Genomic DNA, 23,091 nt, shown 5'->3' with positions numbered 1-23,091 from the left:
TCAAGCGATGGGGCAGTTTTTTATTGTCGTGTCTGCAAGTTCTTATTAGAGACGTAACAGCCAGGCTGATATTTTCGACGCATAAAAAAAGCCGCTGAAAGGCAGCGGCTTTGAAAGGCTAACATATCGTCACGGGCACTGCCCATGGTGTAGCCAAGGGAAAACTGGAAACTGGAGTGGGGCCGATCAGCTGTCGGCATCGGTGTCGACAGAGACTTTGGAAGCGGTCTGCCGTGCGTCTTTTACCGCATCGGCCTGTTGCGCGGCGTAGGCTTCGCGAGCCTCCTGGTGAACCGCGGCAAATTCTGCGTTACGGGCGACGAAGGCCGGGGATTCTTCCGCCATGGCCAGGGGCGACAACAACAGGGAAGACAGGACGAACACGCTGGCAATACCCATACTGTTGGACATTTGATGCAACCTTCTTGCGGGGCAAGTGCTAATGGAGACAGGGCTAAAGTTAGTCCTGTAAACAGCGGGGAAACAGAGGCTGTTCAGATAAGCACTGTTGCGCAAAAAGTAATGATCGCGGCAAAAACACTCAGACTTTTACCGCAAACCCGCGTAGTTGAGCGTTCGGCAAGTTGATACCGAAGGTATTGGCCCCGGCTTCGCTGTGCACGAAAACACTGCCGCCGTGCATCAGGGCGATCGCCTTGACGATGGCCAGGCCCAGTCCGTGGTTGCCGCCGCCGCTGTTAGCGCGGGCCGCATCCACCCGGTAGAAGCGCTCGAACAGCATCGGCAGGTGCTCGTCGGCAATTGCCGGCCCCGGGTTGCTCACCGCGATGCTGACCTGTTCCTCGCCCGCCTCGATGCGCACCTGGATCACCTGGTGCGGCGCGGTGTGCTGCACGGCGTTGTTGAGCAAGTTGATCAGCGCCCGGCGTAGCTGGGCCTTTTCGAAACAGGCCTGGGCGTCGCCGCTGACGCTGACGCTGACCTGGGCGTCCTCGAGGATGTAGTCGAGGTAGTCGAGGGTGGTGGCCACTTCCTCGGCCAGTGAGGCGCTGGTCAGCGAGGTGGCCTTGCTGCCCTGGTCGGCACTGGCCAGGAACAGCATGTCGTTGATGATGCTGCGCAGCCGCTCCAGCTCCTCGAGGTTCGATTGCAGCACCTCGAAGTAGTGCTCGGCGCTGCGCCCACGGGTCAGGGCGACCTGGGTCTGGCCGATCAGGTTGGTCAGTGGCGAGCGCAGTTCGTGGGCGACGTCGGCGTTGAAGGCTTCAAGCTGTGAATAGGCCTGGCTGACCCGGTCGAGGGCGGCGTTGAAGGCGCCGGCGAACTGCGCCAGCTCCGGCGGCAGGTCGCGGGTCTGCAGGCGGCCGTCCAGGCGTGGCGGGGCCAGAGCCTGGGCCTCGTCCGACAGCGCCAGCAGGGGCTTGAGGCCGATGCGCGCGACCCAGTAGCCGAGCAGCGAGGCCAGCAGCACGCCGAAGGCGGCCAGGCCGACGATGGCCACCAGCAGGCTGTGCTGGGCCTGCCAGAAGGTCTCGGTGTCGATGCCGATCAGAAAGCGCAGCGGCGGGCGCTCACCCAGCGCCGGCAGTTCGCTGACCAGCACCTTGTACGGGTAGGGGCTGTCGCTCAGGCGCAGGTCGCGCATGCCCGGCGCGCCCTCGGCGAAGCCGCGCACCTGTTCGGTGGGATGGCCGTATTCGAAGGCCGGGTTGCTGCTCACCACCCAGAAGCGGATGCGCCGGTCTTCCTCGCTGAGCAGGTTGAGCTTGTTGTTGATCTTGGCCCAGTGTTCGGGGGTGCCGTAGCGGTTGAGGGTGGATTCGAGCACGCTGAAGCGCGCGTCCAGTTCGGCGGCTGGCAGCAGGTCGAGGCTGCGGTCGACCTGGCGGTACAGGGCGCTGCCGATCAGCACGAACACGGCCAGGGCCACCAGGGTGAACAGGGCCGAGAGGCGCAGGGCGATGGAGTTGCCGGGTTTGGCACGCAAGAGGTTCATGTCCGATTGCCCGTCGGAGGTTCGTGGGAGCGGGCTTGCCCCGCGAGCACCGGCCAAGCCGGTGCCATCCACCGCGGCGTCTGCATCGCGGGGCAAGCCCGCTCCCACGCCATGTACGTAGTGAGCGCGATATCGCGCAGCTTATCCACGGTGCTCCAGGACATAACCCATGCCTCGAATGGTATGCAGCAGCTTGTTGTCGAACGGCCCGTCGAGCTTGGCGCGCAGGCGCTTGATGGCCACCTCGACGACATTGGCGTCGCTGTCGAAGTTGATGTCCCAGACCAGCTCGGCGATGGCGGTCTTGGACAGGATCTCGCCCTGGCGCCGGGCCAGCACGCTGAGCAGCGAGAACTCCTTGGCGGTGAGATCCAGACGCGCCCCCGCGCGGGTGGCCTTGCGCGCCATCAGGTCGATCCACAGGTCGGCGACCTGAATCTGCAAGGGCTCGTGAATGGCGCTGCGCCGGGTCAGCGCCTGCAGGCGGGCGACCAGTTCGAGGAACGAGAACGGCTTGCCCAGGTAGTCGTCGGCGCCTTCGCGCAGGCCATGAATACGGTCCTCGACTCGCTCACGGGCGGTGAGCATGATCACCGGCGTCTGCTTGCGCGCCCGCAGTGCGCGCAACACGCCATAGCCATCCAGGCCCGGCAGCATCACGTCGAGCACGATCACCGCGTAGTCGCCTTCCAGGGCCAGGTGCAGGCCGTCGATGCCGTCGCGGGCCAGGTCGACGGTGAAGCCTTGCTCGGTGAGGCCGCGATGCAGGTAGTCGGCGGTTTTCTCTTCGTCTTCGATGATCAGCACACGCATGGTCTTGTCTCAACTGGCGGTCGGCGCGGGGGCGGCAGCGGCCCGGCGGCGGTGGAACAGGCGCTCCAGGGCCAAGTATATGACCGGGGTGGTGAACAGCGTCAGCGCCTGGCTCACCAGCAGGCCGCCGACCACGGCGATGCCCAGCGGCTGGCGCAGTTCGGCGCCGGTGCCGAAGCCGAACATCAGCGGCACCGCGCCGAGCAGCGCGGCCAGGGTGGTCATGATGATCGGACGGAAGCGCACCAGGCATGCCTGGTGGATCGCCTGCTCGGGCGTCATGCCCTGGTGGCGCTGGGCGTCGAGGGCGAAGTCGATGAGCAGGATGCCGTTCTTCTTGACGATGCCGATCAGCAGCACCACGCCGATCAGGCCCATGATGGTGAAGTCCTGGCCCATCAGCCACAGCAGGATCAGCGCGCCCAGGCCCGCCGAGGGCAAGGTGGAGATGATGGTCAGCGGGTGCACGCAGCTCTCGTAGAGCACGCCGAGGATGATGTACACCGCCACCAGCGCGGCGAGGATCAGGTACGGCTGGCTCGACAGCGAGCTCTGGAACGCCTGGGCCGCACCCTGGAAGTTGCCGGCGATCGAGTCGGGCATGCCCAGCTCGCGCTGGGTGCGTTCGAGGATCTGCACCGCGTCGCCCAGGGCCACGCCGGGGGCCAGGTTGAACGACAGGTTGGCCGCCGGGAACAGGCCGTCGTGGCTGATCGACAGGGGACCGGTGCTGGGCGGCGCGACATGGGCCAGGGCCGACAGCGGCACCATCTCGCCGGACAGCGGCGAGCGCAGGTAGAAGTAGTTGAGGCTCTCGGCCTTGCCGCGCTGGCGGGCGTCCAGTTCGAGAATCACCTTGTACTGGTTGGTCTCGGTCTGGAACTCGCTGATCTGGCGCTGGCCGAAGGCGTCGTACAGCGCCTGGTCGACGTCGGTGGTGGTCAGGCCGAAGCGCGCCGCGGCCTGGCGGTCGATGTCGATGCGGGTGACGCTGGCGCCCAGCTGCAGGTCGTTGGACAGGTCGCGGAACGCCGGGTTCTCGCGCAGGCGCTCGGTCAGGCGCTGGGTCCACAGGTTCAGCGCCACCCCGTCATTGCTCTTGAGCACGTACTGGTACTGGGTGCGCGAGGGGCCGGAGCTGAGGTTGATGTCCTGCCCGGCGCGCAGGTAGAGGACGATGCCGGGGATCTGCATCAGTTTCGGGCGCATGCGGTCGATCCATTCACTGGCCGAAACGTCGCGTTCGCCACGGGGCTTGAGGGAGATCCAGAAGCGGCCGTTGGCGATGGTCTGGTTGCTGCCGGTGACGCCGACCGAGTGGGAGAAGGCGCGCACCGCAGGGTCGGCCTCGATGATCTTCGCCAGGGCCTGGTGTTTCTCGATCATCGCCGGGTAGGAGACATCCGCCGCCGCCTCGGTGGTGCCGAGGATGAAACCGGTGTCCTGCAACGGGAAGAAGCCCTTGGGGATGGCCACGTAGCCGGCCACCGCCAGCGCCAGGGTCAGGCCGAACACGCCGAGGGTGATGCGCCGGTGCGCCAGGGCCCGGTCCAGGCCCTTTTCGTACCAGCGCATCAGGCGCTGGCCGAGGCCGCCGTGCTGCTCCTCGGGTGGGCGGCGCATGCACAGCGCAGCCAGGGTCGGTGCCAGGGTCAGCGAGACCACCACCGAAATCAGGATGGTCGCGGTGGCGGTCAGGGCGAACTCCTTGAACAGCCGGCCGACCACGCCGCCCATGAACAGCAGCGGGATGAACGCGGCGATCAGCGAGAAGCTGATCGACACCACGGTGAAGCCGATCTCGCCGGCGCCCTTGAGCGCGGCGGTGCGGCTGTCGTCTCCGGCCTCCAGGTGGCGGTGGATGTTCTCCACCACGACGATGGCGTCATCCACCACGAAGCCCACGGCGATGACGATGGCCACCAGGGTCAGGTTGTTGAGGCTGAAACCGAACACGTACATCAGCGCGCAAGTGGCGATCAGCGACACGCCAAGCACACTGGAGACGATGAAGGTCGCCGACCACTGGCGCAGGAACAGCGCCATCACCCCGATCACCAGGGCCACGGCAATCATCAGGGTCAGCTCCACCTCGTGCAGCGAGGCGCGGATGGTCTGGGTGCGGTCCTGCAGCACCGAGACCTCGACCGCCGCCGGCAGCATCTCCTGCAGGCGCGGCAGGGCGTCGAGCACCCGGTCCACGGTGTCGACGATGTTGGCGCCGGGCTGGCGGAAGATCACCAGGTTGAGCCCCGGCCGGTCGCCGGACCAGGCCTTCACGTAGGCGTTCTCGGCGCCATCGATCACCTTGGCCACATCGGCCAGGTGCACCGGCGCGCCGTTACGGTAGCTGACGATCAGTTTGGCGTAGTCCTCGGGGTGGAACAGCTGGTCGTTGGCGGCAAGGGTCGACACGCTGTGCTCGCCATACAACGCGCCCTTGGCCAGGTTGAGGCTGGTCTGCTGGATGGCCAGGCGGATATCGGCCAGGGTCAGGCCGATGGCGGCGAGCTTCTCGGGCTGGGCCTGCACGCGGATGGCCGGGCGCAGCTGGCCGGTGATGTTGATCAGGCCGACCCCGTCGATCTGGCTGAGCTGGCGGGCCAGCAGGGTCTCGGCGTAGTCGCTCAGCTCGTTGCCGGGCATCTGCGTCGAGCTGACGGTGAGGATCAGCACCGGGCTGTCGGCCGGGTTGACCTTGCGCCAGGTCGGCGGGCTGGGCATGTCCTGGGGCAGGCGCGCGGTGGCGGTGTTGATCGCCGCCTGGACTTCCTGGGCGGCGGTGTCGATGTTCTTGTCGAGGGTGAACTGCAGGATCAGATTGGTCGAGCCCAGGGCGCTGCTGCTGGTCATCTGGGTCATGCCGGGGATGGCGCTGAACTGTACCTCCAGGGGCGTCGCCACTGACGAGGCCATGGTTTCCGGGCTGGCGCCGGGCAGCTGGGCGGTGACCTGGATGGTCGGGAAGTCGGCCTCGGGCAGGGGCGCCACCGGCAGGCGCGGGAAGGCGATGGCGCCCAGCAGCACCAGGGCGAAGGTCAGCAGCAGGGTGGCGATGGGGTGATCGATGCACCAGGCCGAGACGCCATTGCGGGTGTTCATGGCTGGCTTGCCTCGGGTTTGGTGGTGTCGGTGAAGGCCTCATCGCGGGGCAAGCCCGCTCCCACGCCTTGCTGTGGTTGTCGTGGCAGCGGGCTTGCCCCGCGATTGCCATCCGCCAGGCGCTGCGACTGCTTGCACTGTGACTCGCCACTGAGTTCCACGCGGCTCCCCGGCTTGAGCCGCGACTGCCCATCGAGTACCAGGCAATCCCCGTCCTTGACCCCGGCGATGACGTTCAGCGTGCTGTCCTGGTACACCACCTTGACCGGTACGGCGCTGACCTTGTCGCCGTCCAGGCGGTAGACGAAGTGGCCGTCGATGCTGCGTTGCACCACCGGTGGCGGCACCACCAGGGCGTCCTCGTCCACCGCCGTGCGCAGGCGCACGGTGACCAGCTGGCCGGGCCACAGGCGGCCGTCCTTGTTGTCGAACTCGGCCTTGACCCGCACCGTGCCGGTGGTGGCCGAGACCTGGTTGTCGATCAGCATCAGGTGGCCCCTGGCGAGCAGGCTGCGTTCACCGTCGGCGTCCATGTACGCCTCGACCTCGGCGGCGGTGGGCGATTTCAGCAAACCCTGCAGGACCGGGAGCTGCTGCTGAGGCAGGGCGAACTCCACGGCGATCGGGTCGATCTGGGTGACGCTGAACAGGCTCTGGGTGTCGCTGGTGCGCACCAGGTTGCCGGGGTCGACGTTGCGGATGCCGACGCGGCCGGTGACCGGCGAGCGGATCTGCGTGTAGCTGAGCTGTACCGCGGCATTGTCGATGGCAGCCTGGTTGCCCTTGAGGGTTGCCTGCAACTGGTTCACCAGGGCCTGCTGCTGGTCGAGGGTCTGCTTCGACACGCCGTCGTCGGTGCTCAGCAGCTGGTAGCGCTTGAGGTTGACGTTGCCGACCTGCAACTGCGCCTGGGTCTGGCCGAGCTGGGCGCGGGCCTGGTCCAGGTTCGCGCGGATCGCCCGGTCGTCGAGGGTGGCCAGCAGGTCGCCCTGGCTGACCCACTGGCCTTCCTTGACCAGCACCTGGGTCAGCACGCCCTCGACCTGGGGGCGGACCTCGACGCTGTGCAGCGACAGTACCGAGCCGATGGCGCTGAGGTAGCGCGGCACGTCCTGCTGGGTCACCGCGACCACCCGCACCGGGATCGCGCTGGCGGTGCGGCTGGCCGGGGCCTCTTGGCGTACACCCAGCCAAGTGCCGACGGCGGCCAGCAGGACCAGGGCCAGGGCGGCGAGAACGAGGGAGCGGGACGGACGTCGCATCGGGGCGGGCACCTTGGCCAAGGGGCTGGGAAAAAGATTCGGCTATTGCAGGGTTATAGCGCGCCGACCGGGTCGGCAGCGTGACGCCTGGCTGTCACGGCTGTCAGTTTCGGCGGGTTGATGGCCAAGTGCCAATACCCTGTCGTGGATCAATATTGCACCGACGTTTGCCCCTACAGTCGTACGCCCTGCCGATTTCCCGTACAACAACGAGAGCCTCCGATGAAGTGCAATATGCCTGTTACCGGTCGCGAAGTGGATTACCCCGGCGACGCCAACATCCTGTCCACCACCGACCTGGACAGCCGCATCACCTATGCCAACGACGATTTCCTGCGGGTCAGCGGGTTTTCCCGCGAGGAACTGCTGGGCAGTGCCCATCACATCGTCCGCCACCCCGACATGCCGCCCCAGGCCTTCGCCCAGATGTGGCAGGCGCTCAAGGCCGGGCGTTCGTGGATGGGGCTGGTGAAGAACCGCTGCAAGAACGGTGACCACTACTGGGTGAGCGCCTTCGTCTCGCCGATCAGCAGCGGCGGGCAGGCATTGGAGTACCAGTCGGTGCGGACCAAGCCCGGGGCCGAGCAGGTCGCGGCGGCCGAGCGCTGCTATGCGCGTCTGCGCGAAGGCCGGCGTGGCTGGCGCGAGCGCTTGCCGGTGCTGGAGCTGGGTTCGCGTCTGTCGCTGGCGGTCGGAGCCGTGCTGGCGTTGGTGCTGGGGGCCGGGCAGTGGTGGCTGGGGGCGCCGCTGCTGGAGTCGCTGGCAGAAGTGGCCGCGGCGGCAGGTTTGAGCAGCCTGGCGATCCTGGTGCTGTTGCGCCCCTACGAGCGGCTGCGCCAGCAGGCCCAGGCGATCGCCGACAATTCGCTGAGCCAGCAGTTGTACACCGGCCGGCGTGACGGCCTGGGGCAGATCGAGTTCGCCATGCGCATGCTCAAGGCGCAGCTGGGAGCAGTGGTCGGGCGTATCGGCGATACTTCGTCACGCCTGGCCGGACACTCCGGCTCGCTGGTCGAGGCCCTGCACAGCAGTCACGCCAACAGCCTGGAGCAGCAGAGCGAAGCCGACCAGGTGGCCACGGCGATCCACCAGATGAGCGCCAGCGTCGCGCAGGTAGCCAGCAGCGCGCAGATGGCGGCGATGGCCGCCGACCAGGCCGAGGACGAGACCCAGTCCGGCCACCAGTTGGTCGACCGCAACCGCTGCGCGATCCAGGACCTGGCCGGCTCGCTGGTCGAGGCCAGCGAGGTGATCCATCAGCTGGAGAACCACAGCAGCGAGATCTCCGGGGTGCTCGATGTGATTCGCGGCATCGCCGAGCAGACCAACCTGCTGGCGCTCAACGCCGCCATCGAGGCGGCGCGGGCCGGCGACCAGGGGCGTGGCTTCGCGGTGGTCGCCGACGAGGTGCGCGGCCTGGCCCAGCGCACCGCGCAGTCCACCCACGATATCCAGCGCATGATCGCCGCCCTGCAGGACGGCGCCCGTGCGGCTGTGCAGGTGATGCAGCAGAGCAGCGCCCATGCCGGGCAAAGTGTCGAGCAGGCGCAGTTGGCCAGCGACGCGCTGGACAGCATCAGCGTGCGGGTCAACCAGATCAACGAGATGAGCCTGCAGATCGCCGCGGCGGTGGAGCAGCAGAGCCAGGTCAGCGAGAACATCAACCGCAACATCACCAGCATTCGCCAGGCCAGCGAGGCGACGGTCAGCGTCGGGCGACGCAGCCACAGCAGTGCCAGTGACGTGGCGGACCTGGCCAAGGACCTGCGGCGGTTGGCGGATGAGTTCTGGCGGCGGTGTCAGTGATTGACTGAGTTGTCAGTGCCGGCCCTATCGCGGGGCAAGCCCGCTCCCACAATGTTGGCCTCGAAGCCTCGAAGCCTCGAAGCCTCGACGGGGCAGGGCGTGGGAGCGGGCTTGCCCCGCGATAGGGTCTGTCTAGAAACCGATGAACGCGTAGTAGACCGGCGCTTCGCCCGTCACCTGCAGGCGGTGATCCTGTAGCTCGGTCGCAAGCGCTTCGTCCTGCACATGCACCACCCACGGCCCATCGACCGCCATTGGCGCCTGCCCCAGCACCGCCGCGAACGCTGCCATGTCCGGCAACCACGCGGTAAACCCGTTGCCCTTCAGCGCGCTGGTGGTCATCCCCAGCGCCTGGCAGATCGCAACCTTGGCGGCGATATCGTCGCGGTCCGCCTGGCGCGAGGCCTCGATCAAGGCGCGCAGTCCCTCATCCACCGGCAGGCTGCCATGAATCAGCTCAGGCCCTTGTTCCCAAGCCTCGGGCGGGCAGTCCTTGTTTTCCGGTCGCAGCGGCAGGTGCGGGTTGATCTCCGCCGGGTAGATGCGACAGACCAGTGGCCGGCTTTCATAGATGCCGCACAGGTCGTTGTCGTCAAGGTTGCGGCAGCGCCCCGGGTTGAAGGCGGCGAAGGTGACCGATACGTGCAACTGCCCAGCGCCACAGGGCACCGGGAACGCGCGGCGCAGCACATGCTCGCGCTGGTCCGCCGGCATGCCAGGGCCATCGGCAATGAATCCTTCGATCAGCACCACCACCTGGCCGCCGGAGGCCGCCCACTGACGGGCCTCGGCAAGCGTCAGGGGCACATGATGGCCCGTGCAGCATTTGCCGCAGCCGGTGCAGGCGAAGCGAATACTGTCGCTCATCGCTTGCCGGCTTCCCATTCGCTGGTGAAGGCTTGCTGGCGTTGGCGGTCGTAGAGGCACAGCTCGGTACCGGTGCGGTTCTGCATGTGTTTCTGGGGGTAGGTGCCCTCGATCAGCAGCGCGCTGTAACCGACCTGGTCGTCGAACTCGGCGGGTTTGCCCAGGGCGTGGGCATCCTTGAACTGGCTGGCGGCCAGGCAGGCCTTGAGCATGTGCTGGCGCTGGTCGCTCCAGGCTTGTGGCGTCGAAGCTTGGGCGGAAACGGTTAGTAACGAAAGGCTAAGCAGTATCGAACGTAGCATGGGGCATGACCTCAACAAGAGAGGGAATTATGCCTTCCCATTGGCGCAACGCAAATTGCGAATTTTCCTACGTTTTTAGCGGAAGGCTGAAACTTTATTAGCAAGCATTGCTCGCGCTGGAAAGAGGATAATTCGTGGCTAGTATGGATTCGAAAGCCAACGGGCAACGGTGAGGTCATGGAATGCGTTTCGAGGGATCATTCGCGCAGCTGAAGGAGCGCCTGGAAATATTGGCGCAGGTTGGAACATGGAAAGAACTTAATCCGAACCAGTTTGAGTTTCGCACCCATAGCGGTGGTGTGATGGCTTGGTACCCGGGCACGGGTGAACTGAGTTTTCAGGGGAAGCCGGAGTCATCCCAGGAACTGGAGCAATTGGTAAGAAGGATGCTGTCACAGTCCGGTGAAACCCTGTCCGATGCTAGGCCGCTCATGGAGAGCCTTGCGCACGCTCCTGAAGTTATGAATATGTCCTTCCTGGATGATTCCTATGCGGATTCCGAGTTGGTTCTTGGATTTGTCGGGGCACTGGGAACTGACCTGAAAGTGGTGTGCCAAATAGTCGAAGAACGGCTCAAGGCGTTTCGCTATACCTCACACGTCATTCGTATATCCACTGATGTTATTGCAAAGATCGGGAACGTTCCGGATACCCAGGATCGCGCTGAGCGTATCGACAGGTACATGTGTGAAGGTAATCGGTTAAGGGAGGCGTCTGGAGATAATTCGATACTGGCGTTGGGCGCTGCTGTCGCCATCAGCCAATTGAGAGCTCAGGAGAGTCAGGCGGAGCCTGGTCGAAATGCCTATCTGATCAACTCTCTGAAAACACCGTTTGAGGTGCAGCGATTACGTAAGATCTATGCCGGGGGCTTCTTCCTGATCGGGGTGCATGCGGACCATGAACGTAGAAGTCGCTATCTTCTCGATGACTTACGATTGACCGAGGAGCAGGCGGCGGATCTGATTTCACGAGATGAAAACGAAAAGGAGGCCCACGGGCAGCACACCCGCGACACCTATCATTTGTCTGACTTCTTTGTCAGCTATGACGGCAATCTTGATGCCCTCAAGAATCAGGTCTGGCGGATTCTGGATCTGTTGTTCGGAAAACCCTACGTTACCCCCACCTTCGATGAGTATGCGATGTTCATGGCTTTTTCTGCGTCACTGAGGTCCGCTGATCTGTCGCGTCAGGTCGGTGCTGTACTGACCAAGCACGATTGCATCATCGCAACAGGGGCTAACGATGTACCCAAGGCAGGAGGCGGTCTGTACTGGCCGAGCAAGAATGATGCTCATGAAATTGTGGATGAGGAGGATGGAAGGGACTACAAGCGAGGCGAGGATTCCAATGCTATACAAAAAAAGGAAATAATAGAAAATATTATTCGCTCACTGCCCGAGCATTGTCGGGATGAAGTGGCGCCCTTGATAAAAGACAGCGGAATAAAAGATATCACCGAGTATGGCCGGGTTGTCCATGCGGAAATGGAAGCGCTGTTGTCATCTTCACGGGTGGGGGTAAGTGCGGTCGATAGCACGTTGTATTGCACCACCTACCCTTGCCATAACTGCGCGAAGCACATCATCGCGGCGGGTGTTGATCGTGTGGTGTATGTCGAGCCCTATCCAAAGAGTAAAGCGCAGAAATTTCATTCGGACTCGATTTCCCTGGAGCGTTCGCGTAAAGGGGTATTTTTTGATGCCTTCATCGGCGTTGGACCAAGAAGTTTCTTTGATCTGTTTTCCATGAATCTGGGTAGTGGCTACGCTGTCATACGTAAGACCGAGGATGGGCAAGCGGTTGACTGGACGGCAGCAAATGCTAAATTGCGAACCCAGATGCAGCCTTGCTCATATATCGATCGCGAATATATGGCCGGGTATACTTTGTCAACGTACTTGTAGGGTGATTCCGATGAGCGGAAGTAAAGAGGAATTTCTTCGTTATCTCGATGAGTGCCGCGAGAAGGTCCAGCAATGGCCGGTCTGGAAGCGAGAGGCTGTGAAGGCTCCGAACCGAGAGCCAGTTGTTTTCAAGGAGGCTTCGCAGACCCGCCCTCAGTCGACGAATAGCCGCTGAAACCTCAGAGCCATGCACGAGTGTCCTGTCTCGGAAATAAGCTGTTCACTTTTGGCGGCGTCTTGGGCGCCCGGCCGGCGTTGCCACTCCTCGCCATAGCCTTGCTATGACTCGTCGCGGCGCCTTGGCCGAACACCCAAGCCACTCGCCAAAAGAGAACGTATTTCCGAGACAGGACACTAGCATGGCTCTTCACGCTCTGGCTTTCAGCGCTCCTCGAACACCACCGCCCGCGCCGCCGTCACCAGGCAGTTGGTCAGCTCCGGCGAGGAGAACTTGGTCAGGATCGCATTGGCCCCCGCCAGCTTGGCCTTGTCGCCGCTCATCGCACTGTCCAGCGAGGTGTGCAGCAGGATGTACAAGTGCTGGAAATCGGGCGTTTCACGCAAGGTACGGGTGAAGGCGAAGCCATCCATCTCGGACATCTCGATGTCGGAGACGATGATGTTGATCTCCCTGTCGGTGCCTTGCAGCTCCAGTAAAACGTTGATCGCATCCTTGGCACTGCGCGCGGTATGGCATTCGATGCCGAGGTTGCGCAGGGTGTGCACCGACTGCTGCAGCGCGACCTGGCTGTCGTCCACCACCAGGATGTTGGCGGCGGCCAGCAGGCTGGCGTCTTCCTCGCTGACTTCGCCCGGGTGCGGCTCGTGCTGTGGCGGAGCGATGCCGTGGATGACCTTCTCGATATCCAGCACCTGCACCAGGGTGTTGTCGACCCGGGTCACGCCGGTGATGAACGAGCGGTTGCCCGAGCCGTAGGGCGGCGGCTTGATGTCGGTGCTCAGGCAATGGACGATGCGACTCACCGCCTGCACGTGCAGGCCCTGGCGCGAGCGGCTGATCTCGGTGACGATCAGGCAGCCGCCGTCCGGGTCGGCCAGGGGCATTTCGCCGATGGCGCGGGACAGGTCGATCACCGACAGCGAGTTGCCGCGCAGGGTGGCGACGCCTTTGACGTGCGGGTGCGCCTCCGGCAGCTTGGTCAGCGGCGGGCAGGGGATGATCTCGCTGACCTTGAGCAGGTTGATTGCCATCAGCTTGCCGCTGCGCAGGGTGAACAGCAGCAGGGACAACGAGTCCGCGCGGGCTTTTTGCGTGGCCATGGGCAACCTTCGGTTCGAAATGGGGGAGGATGCCGGGTTATCGGCTTTTTGGCGTCAGGCTTTAGCTTAGTTTGCTATTTGCGGTGCATCGCAAAGCTGTAACTGTAGGAGCGGCCTTGTGCCGCGAAAGGGCTGCGCAGCAGCCCCCAGCAATTTTGATGGTGGCTTGGAATCTGGGGCCGCTGCGCAGCCCTTTCGCGGCACAAGGCCGCTCCTACAGGGGCTGCACATGGCCTGACGCTAGCGCAGTCCCAGTCGCTTGGCCAACCGGCTCAGGTTGGCCCGGTCCAGCCCCAGCTCCCGCGCCGCGGCGGCCCAGTTGTCCCCGTGACGATTCAGGCAGGCTTCGACGATCTGCCGCTGATAGTCATCCACCGCCTCGCGCAACCCGCCCTCGGGCAACGGCGCATCGACCGACGGCACCTCGGTTTCTACCTGTAGGGCCGGCGCCAAATTGCGCAGGTCGAGGTCGGCCGCTTCCAAGGTGAGAATCTTCGGCCGCTGCCCGTGTTGCCCCAGCGCCTTGAGCGCCGAACGGCCGATCAGGTGCTCCAGTTCGCGCACGTTGCCCGGCCAGCCATAGGCCAGCAGCGCGGCCTGGGCGTCGGTGGACAAGCGCAGGCTGCCCAGCCCCAGGCGCGAGCGGTTCTGCTCGAGGAAGTAGCCGGCCAGCAGCAGCACATCGCGACCCCGCTCGCGCAGCGGTGGGACTTGCAGTGGATACACGCTCAGGCGGTGATAGAAGTCGGCGCGGAAGTGGCCACTGCGCACTTCCTCGGCCAGGTCGCGGTTGGTCGCGGCGATCAGGCGCACATCCACCCGGTGCTCGCGATCCGAGCCCAGTCGCTGCAGCTGCCCGCTCTGCAGCACCCGCAGCAATTTGGCCTGCACTGCCAGGGGCAGCTCGCCGACCTCGTCGAGGAACAGCGTGCCGCCGTTGGCCAGCTCGAACTTGCCCCGGCGTTCGCCGTGGGCACCGGTGAAGGCACCGCGCACATGGCCGAACAGTTCGCTTTCCACCAGGGTGTCGGGCAGGGCGGCGCAGTTGAGGCTGACCAGCGGTTTGTCGGCGCGCTGGCTGGCGCGGTGCAGGGCCTGGGCCACCAGCTCCTTGCCGACGCCGGTCTCGCCGGTGATCAGCACGGTCAGGTCGCTGCCGCCGACCAGGCGAATCTCCTCGACCAGGCGCTTGTGCGCCTTGCTCTGGCCGATCAGTTCGCGGTCCTGGCCGCTGGCCTGGCGGTACACCTCGGCGCGCTGGTGTTCGTCCTCGGCGCGCAGGGCCAGGTGCTCGATGCGCTCGGCCACGGTCACCGTGGCGGCGGCCAGGCTGGCGAAGGCCTGCAGGGCGTCGAGCTCCAGGCTCTGGAACTGGCCGGGGGTGAGGGCGTCGAGGGTCAGCAGGCCCCAGGGGCGCTCGTCGACCATCAACGGGCAGCCCATGCAGTCGTGGACTTCGAGGTCGACATGCTCGGCATTGACCAGGCCGTCATAAGGGTCGGGTAGTTGGCTGTCGCTGGCGAAGCGGGTCGGTTCCGGGCGACTGAGGAGTATCTGGAAGCGCGGGTGTTCGCTGACCTTGAAGCGCCGCCCCAGGGTGTCCGGCGACAGGCCGTCCACTGCCAGCGGCACCAGCCACTCGCCGTCCAGGCGCAGCAGCGCCGCGGCATCGCAGGGCAGCAGGCCGCGCATGGCGCCGAGCAGGCGGCGGTAGCGCTCCTGGTCGGGCAGGTCGCAGGAGAGGTCGCTGACCAGGGGGAGGAGGGCGGTGAGCAGGGGCTTTGCAGTCATATGGACTCCTGTTGGTCGTAATGACTATACGCCTGAGTGTGTCTTTATGACACTCATGTGCTCAAGACCTTGATTTCATTGGCGTTTAAAGTTGGCACGATTGCTGAAAAGCCTTACGCAACCATTCGAAGCCAAAGGCTCAGGAGTTGTCGCAATGCTCAATGCCGAACAACGTGCAATCATCAAGGCCACTGTCCCTCTGCTGGAAAGCGGTGGCGAGGCCCTGACCACCCACTTCTACAAACTGATGCTCAGCGAGTACCCCGAGGTGCGTCCGCTGTTCAACCAGGCCCACCAGGCCAGCGGCGACCAGCCGCGCGCCCTGGCCAACGGCGTGCTGATGTACGCCCGCCATATCGACCGGCTCGAGCAGCTGGGCGGCCTGGTCGGGCAGATCATCAACAAGCATGTGGCCCTGCAGATTCTCCCTGAACACTATCCGATCGTCGGCAGCTGCCTGCTGCGCGCCATCGAGGAAGTGCTGGGCAAGGACATCGCCACCCCTGAAGTGATCGCCGCCTGGGCGGCCGCCTATGGCCAACTGGCCGACATCCTGATTGGCGCGGAAGAAAACCTCTATAAAGAGAAGGAGCAGGCTGCCGGCGGCTGGCGCGGTACCCGCGAGTTTCGCCTGGCGCGCCGCGAGCAGGAAAGCAGCGAGATCGTTTCGTTCTACTTCGCCCCGGTCGATGGCCAGCCGGTGCTCAAGGCCGAGCCGGGCCAGTACATCGGCCTGCAGCTGTTCATCGATGGCCAGGAGCAGCGCCGCAACTACTCGCTGTCGGCCCTGTGCGACGGCGAGCAGTACCGCATCAGCGTCAAGCGCGAAGCGGGCGGCAAGGTCTCGAACTACCTGCATGACGGGTTGATGGTCGGCGACACCCTGCAACTGTTCCCGCCGTCCGGTGACTTCACCCTGGCCGCCAGCGACAAGCCGCTGGTGCTGATCAGTGGCGGCGTGGGCATTACCCCGACCCTGGCGATGCTCGAGGCGGCGCTCAAGACCGAGCGTCCGGTGCACTTCATCCACTGTGCGCGCAATGGCGCGGTGCATGCGTTCCGCGACTGGATCGACGGCCTGGCGGCGCGTCATCCGCAGCTCAAGCGCTTCTATTGCTACGCCGAGGACGATGGCAGCCAGGCCGCCGACGCCGTGGGCCTGCTGGACCAGGCGCTGCTGGGCGAGTGGCTGCCGCGTGAGCGTGACATCGATGCCTACTTCCTCGGGCCGAAGGGCTTCATGGCCGCGATCAAGCGCCAGCTCAAGGGCCTGGGTGTGCCGGAAGGGCAGAGCCGTTACGAGTTCTTCGGGCCGGCGGCGGCGTTGGAGTGAAACGCTGAGCCCATCGCGGGGCAAGCCTGCTCCCACGTTGAACCAGGTGGTGCTGGCGTGGGAGCGGGCTTGCCCCGCGATTCATCCCAATCGCTGCGGTTCGGCGTTCTGTCGCGCCGACGGCACCCGGATGCTCCCGGCTGTGGGTAATCGAGAACGAAACGGACGATGACATTCGGCGCTATCGGCGTGGCCGAGCGCCGAACCGCAGCGATTGGGCCTATCCCTTCTCTATATAGAAAGAGATGAACGCCTCTACACCCGCGTTCATCTTTAATCCTCCTTTAATCACTGTATCCTTCACTCCCGGGTGTCGAGGGGCCTGCCTCTGTCCGGCGCTCGGGCTGGCGCATTTTTCATGTCGGCCAGTGAACCGAAACCGACCCGCTCGGTCCTAGGTCATCAATGGATAGCCGCGCACGCCCCTCCTCGATGCATTCAAAGGTCATCTCCAGCGTGTAGACTGGGCGCCCCTCGGGCAGCCCGCGCTGCCACTCTCCATCGAAGGAATCGGCAATGAACGAACTCTCATCGCGCCTGAATCGGGAACGGCGCTTTCTGGTGCTCCTCGGCGTGATCTGCCTGGCGCTGATCGGTGGCGCCCTGTACATGCAGGTGGTGCTGGGCGAGGCGCCGTGCCCGCTGTGCATCCTGCAGCGCTATGCCCTGCTGTTCATCGCGATCTTCGCCTTCATCGCCGCGGCCATGCCCGGGCGCCGCAGCCTGACCTTCTTCGAGGCGCTGGTGGTGCTCAGCGCCATCGGCGGGATCGTTGCGGCGGGCAACCATGTGTATATACTCGCCAACCCGATGGTCAGCTGCGGCATCGACACCCTGCAGCCCATCGTCGATGACCTGCCGCTGGCCAAGCTGTGGCCGCTGGCGTTCCAGGTCGACGGTTTCTGCTCCACCCCGTACCCGCCGATCCTCGGCCTGTCGCTGGCGCAATGGGCGCTGGTGGCGTTCGTCCTGACGGCGGTGCTGGTGCCCCTGGGGATCTACCGAAACCGCCGTCGCGGTTAGACCAAAGTCCCGAATTGACCTGGGTCTATTGCGCGGCGAGATAAGCCGCAGTGCGCACCGCACGATTGATCCAGGTCAGCCACCAGCCCTTGCGCGGCAAGGGTTTCAGGGCTACTGGAAGGGGTGCGACAAACTGTCGCGAAGTTGATTTTTTGACCAGCATTGTTACGCATTCTGTAAAAGACTGTTGCTCAATAAGTCATAGTCATCGTTGAACGACCTATCTACAATCGCCCCCAATTTCCGTTCGGCACTGCTTGCAAGTCGCAGGATTGATGGAAGCCGCAGCGCTTTCCATTTGCTGACTTCGTCAAGTTTCGCCCAACGGCGATACCGGGCGGACCCCCCTCCGCGTTTTCCGCACCAAATGGACTTGGTCTGAAGTACAGGCCTGTTGCCTACGAAACCATAAGCACCGCACACCCGCTTGACGCCTAGATCCTGCAGTCGGATCCCTGGCAGGGGCGAGTACGGGCGCCAATTGCCGCACTTGGCAGGACGAAGTGTTGGCTACCAAAACACAAATTGCATTGAAGCAAGCTGATCTAGAGGTCGTGAGATGAGTAAAAAGCGTTACCCCAGACTGTTTGGCATATTGCCCTTTTTAGGCATGCTTTTACTCAGTGGGTGCAACTGGACCCTGCTCGACCCGAAGGGCCAGGTCGGCATTGAGCAGAAGAACCTGATCCTGATCGCCACCGGCCTGATGCTGCTGGTGGTCGTGCCCGTGATCATCATGACCCTGGCGTTCGCCTGGAAGTACCGTGCTTCCAACAAGGCCGCCACCTACACCCCCGACTGGTCGCACTCGACCAAGATCGAGGCCGCGGTGTGGATCATCCCGATCCTGATCATCATCGCCCTGGGTTACTTCACCTACCACTCCACCCACAAGCTGGACCCGTACCGTCCACTGGATTCCGATGTGAAGCCGGTGCAGATCGACGTGGTCGCGCTGGACTGGAAGTGGCTGTTCATCTACCCGGAGCAGGGCATCGCCACGGTCAACAAGATCGTCTTCCCGGCCAACACCCCGGTCAACTTCCGTGTCACCTCCGATGCCGTGATGAACTCCTTCTTCATCCCGGGTCTGGGCGGCCAGATCTACGCCATGGCCGGCATGACCACCAAACTGCACCTGATCGCCAACGAGAACGGTGTGTTTGACGGTATCTCCGCCAACTACAGCGGCGCCGGCTTCACCGGTATGAAATTCAAGGCTGTCGCCACTTCGCAAGCTGACTTCGATGCATGGGTCGCTGAAGTGAAGGCATCGCCGAAGAAACTGGACCAGGCCGAATATGACGCCTTGGCCAAAGCTAGCGAAAACAACCCAGTCGCGCTGTACAGCGAGGCTCCGGCTGACCAGTTCCAGCGCATCGTCGACAAGTACGAAGGCATGAACCGCGGTCGTCCGAACCACGAAGAAGCAGGCAGCAAAGACCTGGCCACCACCAAGGGTGTGGAATCGAGTATGCAACCAGCTGCCGGTGCAGAGGAGTAAGAGATGTTCGGTAAATTAACTCTGGAGGCGATACCGTATCACGAGCCGATAGTCATGGTGACGCTTGCCATGATCGCGCTCGGTGGTATCGCTGTCGTTGGTGCCATCACCTATTTCCGCAAGTGGACCTACTTGTGGACCGAGTGGCTGACCACGGTCGACCACAAGAAGATCGGCGTGATGTACATCATCGTCGCTATGGTCATGCTGCTGCGCGGCTTCGCCGACGCCATCATGATGCGTACCCAGCTGGCTGCCGCCACCGGTGGCTCCGAAGGCTACCTGCCGCCTGAACACTATGACCAGATCTTCACCGCCCACGGTGTGATCATGATCATCTTCATGGCGATGCCGTTCTTCACCGGCCTGATGAACCTCGCTGTTCCTCTGCAGATCGGTGCGCGTGACGTTGCCTTCCCGTTCCTGAACTCCCTGAGCTTCTACCTGCTGCTGGCAGGCGTGCTGCTGGTCAACATCTCGCTGGGCGTTGGTGAATTCGCCAAGACCGGCTGGGTTGCCTATCCGCCGCTTGCGGGTATCCAGTACAGCCCTGGGGTGGGTGTCGACTACTACATCTGGGCGCTACAGCTCTCAGGCTTGGGTACGACACTGACAGGCGTGAACTTCCTCGTCACCGTGATGAAGATGCGCGCCCCTGGCATGAAGCTGATGGACATGCCGATCTTCACCTGGACCTGCACCTGGGCCAACGTGCTGATCGTCGCTTCCTTCCCGATCCTGACCGCCGCACTCGCCCTGCTGACCGTTGACCGTTATCTGGACTTCCACATCTTCACCAACGAGCTTGGTGGGAACCCGATGATGTACGTCAACCTGTTCTGGGCATGGGGTCACCCTGAGGTCTACATCCTGATCCTGCCGGCCTTCGGCGTGTTCTCGGAAGTCACCTCGACCTTCGCAGGCAAGCGCCTGTTCGGTCACCACTCGATGATCTACGCCTCGGGCGCGATCGCCATCCTGGGCTTTGCGGTCTGGCTGCACCACTTCTTCACCATGGGTGCCGGCGCCAGCGTCAACACCTTCTTCGGCCTGGCGACGATGCTGATCTCCATTCCGACCGGTGTGAAGCTGTTCAACTGGCTGTTCACCATCTACCAGGGCCGTCTGCGCTTCACCGCGCCGATCATGTGGACCCTGGGCTTCATGGTCACCTTCTCCATCGGTGGCATGACCGGCGTTCTGCTGGCTGTTCCAGGTGCCGACTTCGTTCTGCACAACAGCTTGTTCGTGATCGCCCACTTCCACAACGTGATCATCGGTGGCGCGGTATTCGGCTACATCGCCGGCTTCGCCTTCTGGTTCCCGAAAGCCTTCGGTTTCACCCTGAACGAGAAGTGGGGCAAGGCTGCCTTCTGGTTCTGGATCTCCGGCTTCTACGTAGCGTTCATGCCGCTGTACGCCCTGGGCTTCATGGGCATGACCCGTCGTCTGAACCACTCCGACAACCCGCTGTGGGAACCCTACCTGTACGTAGCCGTGGTCGGCGCCGTGCTGATCCTGTTCGGTATCGCTTGCCAGCTGATCCAGATCTACGTCTCGGTTCGCGACCGCAAGGACAACATGGACGTCACCGGCGACCCATGGGGCGGCCGTACCCTGGAATGGTCGACTTCGTCGCCACCTCCGTTCTACAACTTCGCGCACATGCCTGAGCATGTTGGCCTGGACGCCTGGCACGAAGCCAAGCAAGCCGGCGCTGCGTACAAGGCCCCTGCCAAGTACGAAGCGATCCACATGCCGAGCAACACCTCCACCGGTCTGTTCATGGGTCTGCTGCTGACCGTGTTCGGTTTCGCCTTCATCTGGCACATCTGGTGGCTGGTGGGCGCGAGCCTGGTTGCAACCATCGCTGTCTTCGTTCGCCACGCCGCGCGTGACGACCAGGGCTACATGGTTCCGGCCGAAGAAGTGGCGCGCATCGAAGGCGAGCGCATGAAAGCGCTGGCCAAAGCAGGTGCTCTGCCTGCCGGCGCACGTGTCGAATCGTTTGAACGGGTGTAATCAATGTCCAGTCAAGTAATCCACGGTGGCGCGCATGGTCATGACCATGCGCACGACGACCACCACCACGACTCGGGCCAGATGACCGTACTCGGTTTCTGGCTCTACCTGATGACCGACTGCATCCTGTTTGCGTCGCTCTTCGCCACCTACGCGGTGCTGTCCGGCGGTTTCGCCGGCGGCCCGTCGGGTCACGACATCTTCCAGCTCGACTTCGTGCTGGTTGAAACCGCGTTCCTGCTGCTGTCCTCGATCACCTTCGGCTTCGCCATGCTGAAGATGTTCGCCGGCAACAAGGCGGGCGTGCTGGGCTGGTTGGCCGTGACCTTCCTGTTCGGTGCCGGCTTCATCGCGATGGAAATCTATGAGTTCCATCACCTGATCGCCGAGGGCTACGGCCCGCAGCGCAGTGGCTTCCTGTCGGCGTTCTTCGCGCTGGTCGGTACCCACGGCCTGCACGTGACTGCCGGCCTGATCTGGATGGCAATCATGATGTACCAGATCAACAAGCACGGCATCACGCCGACCGCCAAGACCCGCATGAGCTGCCTGAGCCTGTTCTGGCACTTCCTGGACGTGGTCTGGATCTGCGTATTCACCGTCGTCTACCTGCTGGGAGTTCTGTAATGGCTAGCGCACACGACACTCATCACGAAGGTAATCACGGTAGCGTGAAGTCGTACATGATCGGCTTCGTACTGTCGATCATCCTGACCGCGATCCCGTTCGGCCTGGTGATGTACCCGAGCCTGCCGAAGAACCTGACCGTCCTGATCGTGGTGGCCATGGCCGTCATCCAGGTGGTTGTACACCTTGTGTACTTCCTGCACATGGACCGCTCGAAAGAGCAGCGTTCCAACGTGTCGACGTTCCTGTTCACCGTCCTGGTAATTGCACTGCTGGTCGGCCTGTCGCTGTGGATCATGTTCAGCATCCACTTCGAAATGTTGGCCAAGTGAGGTAAGACTGCATGTCCGTGAAGCACTTTATCCAAATCACCAAACCGGGGATCATTTTCGGTAACGTGCTTTCCGTGGCAGGCGGTTTCTTCCTTGCCGCTAAGGGGCATGTGGATTTCGCCCTGTTCCTGGCGGTGGTGATCGGTACTTCCCTGGTGGTCGCGTCTGGATGCGTGTTCAACAACTGCATCGACCGTGACATCGACCACAAGATGGAACGTACCAAGAACCGCGTCATGGTCCAGGGCGGCATGTCGCTGCCCCTGGCGCTGATCTACGCCACCCTGCTCGGGGTGGCGGGTTTCAGCCTGCTGTATGTGCAAGCCAACCCGCTGGCGGCGTTCTGCGCCCTGGTCGGTTTCGTCGTCTACGTCGGTTTCTACAGCCTGTGGCTGAAGCGCAAATCGGTGCACGGCACCCTGGTCGGCAGCCTGTCCGGTGCCATGCCTCCGGTGATCGGCTACTGCGCCGTGAGCAACAGCTTCGACCTGGCCGCGGTGACCCTGCTGGTGATGTTCAGCCTGTGGCAGATGCCGCACAGCTTCGCCATCGCCATCTTCCGCTTCAAGGACTACAGCGCCGCCAACATTCCGGTCCTGCCGGTGGCACGCGGTATCCTCGCGGCGAAGAAGCAGATCGTGCTGTACGTGCTGGCCTTCGTGCTCGCCACCCTGATGCTGACCCTCGGCGGCTACGCCGGCCTGGGTTACCTCGCCGTGGCGGCCGCCATGGGCCTGTACTGGCTGTACATGGCCTGGGGTGGCTACAAGGCCGAGGACGACAGCAAGTGGGCCCGCAAGGTGTTCGGCTTCTCCATCCTCACCGTCACCGCCCTGAGCGTGATGATGGGCGTGGACAGCCAGACTGCGGCCGATGTGCTGATGACCTACGCGCGCTGATACTGCAGCCTGTAACACCAAGAACCCCGGCCATGTGCCGGGGTTTTTTATGCCTGTTTTTCCTGTGGCGGTTTTTTCGCGGGTAAACCCGCTCCCACAGGGTTAGCGCGATCCCTGTGGGAGCGGGTTTACCCGCGAAGAGGCCGGTCCTGAAAACGTAAATCTTTGATTTTCAAAAAATACATCTGAAAATATTAGGCAAAGCAGGAAATTATCCTTTGCAGAAATATTGTTTCGGCATTATCTTCTGAAGCAGGTCG

General features: G+C 63.3%; 17 protein-coding genes and 1 pseudogene. 9 read left to right on the top strand and 9 right to left on the bottom strand.

What is annotated here, in order from left to right; translation table 11 throughout:
* Nucleotides 1-186 precede the first annotated feature (186 nt).
* The 5 genes and pseudogenes from K2O50_RS22160 to K2O50_RS22140 all read right to left on the bottom strand — a co-directional run.
* Complete coding sequence (locus K2O50_RS22160) at nt 187-411, bottom strand: hypothetical protein (protein ID WP_050703787.1); 225 nt, start codon at nt 409-411, stop codon at nt 187-189.
* Nucleotides 412-541: 130 nt separating this feature from the next.
* Nucleotides 542-1,957, bottom strand: coding sequence for a heavy metal sensor histidine kinase (locus K2O50_RS22155; protein WP_050703788.1), 1,416 nt, complete (start codon nt 1,955-1,957; stop codon nt 542-544).
* A gap of 141 nt (nt 1,958-2,098) precedes the next feature.
* Complete coding sequence (locus K2O50_RS22150; RefSeq protein WP_050703789.1) at nt 2,099-2,770, bottom strand: heavy metal response regulator transcription factor; 672 nt, start codon at nt 2,768-2,770, stop codon at nt 2,099-2,101.
* 9 nt (nt 2,771-2,779) lie between these two features.
* Entirely contained in the window at nt 2,780-5,872 is a 3,093-nt protein-coding gene (locus tag K2O50_RS22145) for a multidrug efflux RND transporter permease subunit (protein ID WP_050703790.1), read from the bottom strand.
* Between the two features lie 140 nt (nt 5,873-6,012).
* Nucleotides 6,013-7,134, bottom strand: a pseudogene (locus K2O50_RS22140) (efflux RND transporter periplasmic adaptor subunit); the annotation flags it as partial.
* Nucleotides 7,135-7,356: 222 nt separating this feature from the next.
* Between K2O50_RS22140 and K2O50_RS22135 the strand changes: the two are divergent.
* Complete coding sequence (locus K2O50_RS22135; protein WP_050703791.1) at nt 7,357-8,940, top strand: PAS domain-containing methyl-accepting chemotaxis protein; 1,584 nt, start codon at nt 7,357-7,359, stop codon at nt 8,938-8,940.
* Between the two features lie 132 nt (nt 8,941-9,072).
* Here the strand turns inward: K2O50_RS22135 and K2O50_RS22130 are convergent, their stop codons facing one another.
* Nucleotides 9,073-9,807 carry a YkgJ family cysteine cluster protein gene (locus K2O50_RS22130; protein ID WP_050703792.1) on the bottom strand — a complete coding sequence of 245 codons (735 nt, stop codon included), beginning with the start codon at nt 9,805-9,807 and terminating at the stop codon, nt 9,073-9,075.
* Nucleotides 9,804-10,109 (bottom strand): hypothetical protein, encoded by a 306-nt coding sequence (locus K2O50_RS22125; protein ID WP_050703793.1) that lies wholly within the window; start codon nt 10,107-10,109, stop codon nt 9,804-9,806. Before K2O50_RS22125 ends, K2O50_RS22130 begins: the two co-directional genes overlap by 4 nt.
* A gap of 182 nt (nt 10,110-10,291) precedes the next feature.
* Between K2O50_RS22125 and K2O50_RS22120 the strand changes: the two genes are divergently transcribed.
* On the top strand, nt 10,292-12,019 hold the full coding sequence (locus K2O50_RS22120) for an anti-phage dCTP deaminase (RefSeq protein ID WP_082337631.1): 1,728 nt from the start codon (nt 10,292-10,294) through the stop codon (nt 12,017-12,019).
* Between the two features lie 381 nt (nt 12,020-12,400).
* Here K2O50_RS22120 and K2O50_RS22115 read toward each other — a convergent pair whose 3' ends face one another.
* Both K2O50_RS22115 and norR read right to left on the bottom strand, forming a co-directional pair.
* Complete coding sequence (locus K2O50_RS22115) at nt 12,401-13,300, bottom strand: chemotaxis protein (protein WP_050703794.1); 900 nt, start codon at nt 13,298-13,300, stop codon at nt 12,401-12,403.
* A gap of 240 nt (nt 13,301-13,540) precedes the next feature.
* On the bottom strand, nt 13,541-15,091 hold the full coding sequence (norR, locus tag K2O50_RS22110; protein ID WP_050703795.1) for a nitric oxide reductase transcriptional regulator NorR: 1,551 nt from the start codon (nt 15,089-15,091) through the stop codon (nt 13,541-13,543).
* A gap of 154 nt (nt 15,092-15,245) precedes the next feature.
* On the opposite strand from norR, the gene hmpA reads away from it, so the two are divergent.
* The 7 genes from hmpA (at nt 15,246) to cyoE (ending at nt 22,831) form a co-directional block, all read left to right on the top strand.
* Nucleotides 15,246-16,424 carry an NO-inducible flavohemoprotein gene (gene hmpA, locus K2O50_RS22105; protein WP_050703796.1) on the top strand — a complete coding sequence of 393 codons (1,179 nt, stop codon included), beginning with the start codon at nt 15,246-15,248 and terminating at the stop codon, nt 16,422-16,424.
* 516 nt (nt 16,425-16,940) lie between these two features.
* Nucleotides 16,941-17,447: a disulfide bond formation protein B gene (locus K2O50_RS22100; protein WP_050703797.1), complete on the top strand. Its 507-nt coding sequence runs from the start codon at nt 16,941-16,943 to the stop codon at nt 17,445-17,447.
* Nucleotides 17,448-18,006: 559 nt separating this feature from the next.
* Nucleotides 18,007-18,951, top strand: coding sequence for a ubiquinol oxidase subunit II (gene cyoA, locus K2O50_RS22095; RefSeq protein WP_028689802.1), 945 nt, complete (start codon nt 18,007-18,009; stop codon nt 18,949-18,951).
* 3 nt (nt 18,952-18,954) lie between these two features.
* Nucleotides 18,955-20,973 carry a cytochrome o ubiquinol oxidase subunit I gene (cyoB, locus tag K2O50_RS22090; RefSeq protein ID WP_050703798.1) on the top strand — a complete coding sequence of 673 codons (2,019 nt, stop codon included), beginning with the start codon at nt 18,955-18,957 and terminating at the stop codon, nt 20,971-20,973.
* 3 nt (nt 20,974-20,976) lie between these two features.
* Nucleotides 20,977-21,600 carry a cytochrome o ubiquinol oxidase subunit III gene (locus K2O50_RS22085; RefSeq protein WP_023629875.1) on the top strand — a complete coding sequence of 208 codons (624 nt, stop codon included), beginning with the start codon at nt 20,977-20,979 and terminating at the stop codon, nt 21,598-21,600.
* Nucleotides 21,600-21,932, top strand: coding sequence for a cytochrome o ubiquinol oxidase subunit IV (gene cyoD / locus K2O50_RS22080; protein WP_023629876.1), 333 nt, complete (start codon nt 21,600-21,602; stop codon nt 21,930-21,932). Before K2O50_RS22085 ends, cyoD begins: the two co-directional genes overlap by 1 nt.
* Nucleotides 21,933-21,943: 11 nt before the next feature.
* Nucleotides 21,944-22,831, top strand: coding sequence for a heme o synthase (gene cyoE / locus K2O50_RS22075; protein ID WP_028689798.1), 888 nt, complete (start codon nt 21,944-21,946; stop codon nt 22,829-22,831).
* Nucleotides 22,832-23,091 lie beyond the last annotated feature (260 nt).

Origin of the sequence: Pseudomonas sp. 2hn, from assembly GCF_019646095.1 — a bacterium.
Classification (GTDB): Bacteria; Pseudomonadota; Gammaproteobacteria; order Pseudomonadales; family Pseudomonadaceae; genus Aquipseudomonas; species Aquipseudomonas peradeniyensis.
This window is presented reverse-complemented; position numbering and strand designations above follow the sequence as displayed.

What these genes read in the sequence shown, in the direction of transcription:
- K2O50_RS22160 (WP_050703787.1), bottom strand. Translation starts at nt 411, where the DNA reads ATGTCCAACAGTATGGGTATTGCCAGCGTGTTCGTCCTGTCTTCCCTG.
- K2O50_RS22155 (WP_050703788.1), bottom strand. Translation starts at nt 1,957, where the DNA reads ATGAACCTCTTGCGTGCCAAACCCGGCAACTCCATCGCCCTGCGCCTC.
- K2O50_RS22150 (WP_050703789.1), bottom strand. Translation starts at nt 2,770, where the DNA reads ATGCGTGTGCTGATCATCGAAGACGAAGAGAAAACCGCCGACTACCTG.
- K2O50_RS22145 (WP_050703790.1), bottom strand. Translation starts at nt 5,872, where the DNA reads ATGAACACCCGCAATGGCGTCTCGGCCTGGTGCATCGATCACCCCATC.
- K2O50_RS22135 (WP_050703791.1), top strand. Translation starts at nt 7,357, where the DNA reads ATGAAGTGCAATATGCCTGTTACCGGTCGCGAAGTGGATTACCCCGGC.
- K2O50_RS22130 (WP_050703792.1), bottom strand. Translation starts at nt 9,807, where the DNA reads ATGAGCGACAGTATTCGCTTCGCCTGCACCGGCTGCGGCAAATGCTGC.
- K2O50_RS22125 (WP_050703793.1), bottom strand. Translation starts at nt 10,109, where the DNA reads ATGCTACGTTCGATACTGCTTAGCCTTTCGTTACTAACCGTTTCCGCC.
- K2O50_RS22120 (WP_082337631.1), top strand. Translation starts at nt 10,292, where the DNA reads ATGCGTTTCGAGGGATCATTCGCGCAGCTGAAGGAGCGCCTGGAAATA.
- K2O50_RS22115 (WP_050703794.1), bottom strand. Translation starts at nt 13,300, where the DNA reads ATGGCCACGCAAAAAGCCCGCGCGGACTCGTTGTCCCTGCTGCTGTTC.
- norR (WP_050703795.1), bottom strand. Translation starts at nt 15,091, where the DNA reads ATGACTGCAAAGCCCCTGCTCACCGCCCTCCTCCCCCTGGTCAGCGAC.
- hmpA (WP_050703796.1), top strand. Translation starts at nt 15,246, where the DNA reads ATGCTCAATGCCGAACAACGTGCAATCATCAAGGCCACTGTCCCTCTG.
- K2O50_RS22100 (WP_050703797.1), top strand. Translation starts at nt 16,941, where the DNA reads ATGAACGAACTCTCATCGCGCCTGAATCGGGAACGGCGCTTTCTGGTG.
- cyoA (WP_028689802.1), top strand. Translation starts at nt 18,007, where the DNA reads ATGAGTAAAAAGCGTTACCCCAGACTGTTTGGCATATTGCCCTTTTTA.
- cyoB (WP_050703798.1), top strand. Translation starts at nt 18,955, where the DNA reads ATGTTCGGTAAATTAACTCTGGAGGCGATACCGTATCACGAGCCGATA.
- K2O50_RS22085 (WP_023629875.1), top strand. Translation starts at nt 20,977, where the DNA reads ATGTCCAGTCAAGTAATCCACGGTGGCGCGCATGGTCATGACCATGCG.
- cyoD (WP_023629876.1), top strand. Translation starts at nt 21,600, where the DNA reads ATGGCTAGCGCACACGACACTCATCACGAAGGTAATCACGGTAGCGTG.
- cyoE (WP_028689798.1), top strand. Translation starts at nt 21,944, where the DNA reads ATGTCCGTGAAGCACTTTATCCAAATCACCAAACCGGGGATCATTTTC.